General features: G+C 36.1%; 1 protein-coding gene. It reads left to right on the forward strand.

Features of this window, described 5'->3' with window-relative positions:
• Positions 1–29: 29 nt before the first annotated feature.
• On the forward strand, positions 30–1,554 hold a 1,525-nt coding region (locus AC1DPQ_RS27280; protein WP_477611494.1), incomplete at its 3' end, for a hypothetical protein.

The raw sequence follows: 1,554 nt of genomic DNA on the forward strand, positions 1-1,554 counted from the left end.
GCACGAGCATTATTAAATGGAACAACAACATGCTGTATTTTGTAACCGRAAGCATAAAAGGATCTTTCTTTGCTGATTCAGTTAAATCTGCACGTTATGGGATTAAAGATATAAGGTTCCAAAGTGACGATGCAATAGTTGCTGATAGCGCGGCTGTGGCTGTAGACTCTGCTTATGTAACAACAGATGAGCCTATGGTAGAAGCAGTTGATGCCCCGGTTATTGAAAAAGTAAAAGTTCGGAAAAAATCGACGGCTAAAAAGAATACTAAAAAAACTGCCGGAACGAAAAAAACCGGTAAAAAGAAAACGGCCAAAAAATCTAAAAAAGTTGCTAGAATAGATTCAGATGTTGAAGAATCCAGAGAAGCAAGAGAATTCGCAGTCGATACTGCGAGCGCCATGACTCCTGTTCATGGTATTGTTGATGAGCAATATGATGCCTACCAACAAGAGCGTTTGGAACAAGATGCAAAGAAAAAGAGATTGGCTTTTACCTGGATGACCGCCCAGGCTGATCAGATTTTCACTGGCAGTTACGAGTCTATCGAAAATAATAAATCATACACGGCAAGTTTAGATAATAAAGCCATTGCAGAACTTTGGGTATCGAGCCTTCAAGATGTTTATAATTCGATTTCTCCTGAATTTGGTGCTTATGGTAAAGCAGGGTTAATGAAAGGTTATGGCAGTTTAAATGCGAAACTTTTTATGGACGACAAGAGTTTCCGCATCTCAACAGGCTTAGAATTGGCGCAGGAACAGGCAGATGCGTATAAAAAAATCATGAACAGAAAGTTAAACAAAAACTTTTTGAAATATGTAAACAGCGAAAAAGCGCTCGGTTTTATGAGTTATTCGATTGATACCAAAGCTTATCTGGAAGAATTCCCTAAATTAATGAAACAAACCTATGGTTCTTTATTGGGGGGCAAAATGGATGAAGAAATTGATCTTGGTACTGAGCTCTTCAGTCTTTTGCTAGATGAAGAAGCTGTAAGCAAGGTAATTAAAGGCGATGCGTTATTCGTAATTAATGGATTAAACACAAAAGACGTTACTTATACCACTTACGAATATGATGATGATTACAAACAAAAAGAAATAGTTAAAACCAAGAAAGAAACATTGCCTGATTTCCTTTTTATGTTTTCATCAGAAGATCACAGATTGATTAACAAACTGATTAAATATGGTGTAAACAAAAATTATGTATCTGTTGAGAACAACATTTATAAAATATTGGAAAAGAAAAGCCCGATTGATATTTACTTTATGATTAAAGATGGTATTGTATTTTTCGGCAATTCGTTAACTGAAATGCAGGGCATTAGCAACAATCAATACAACAGCAATAAATTAAGTAAACTGCACAAACAACTATTGAGCAAAAACAATTTCAGTTTTCTGTTTAATGCCAAAAACCTGGTGGGCAAAGTACCAGATTCGGAAATTGGTGGTGAAGAAACCGCTAAGAAATTTAATAGCACTTTAGAGAAAATGGGCAATGTATACATGAAATCGAACCCGATTAAGGGCAGACTGGTTTCAGCAG

The sequence above is a fragment of the Pedobacter sp. 01T416_2 genome, assembly GCF_056398925.1.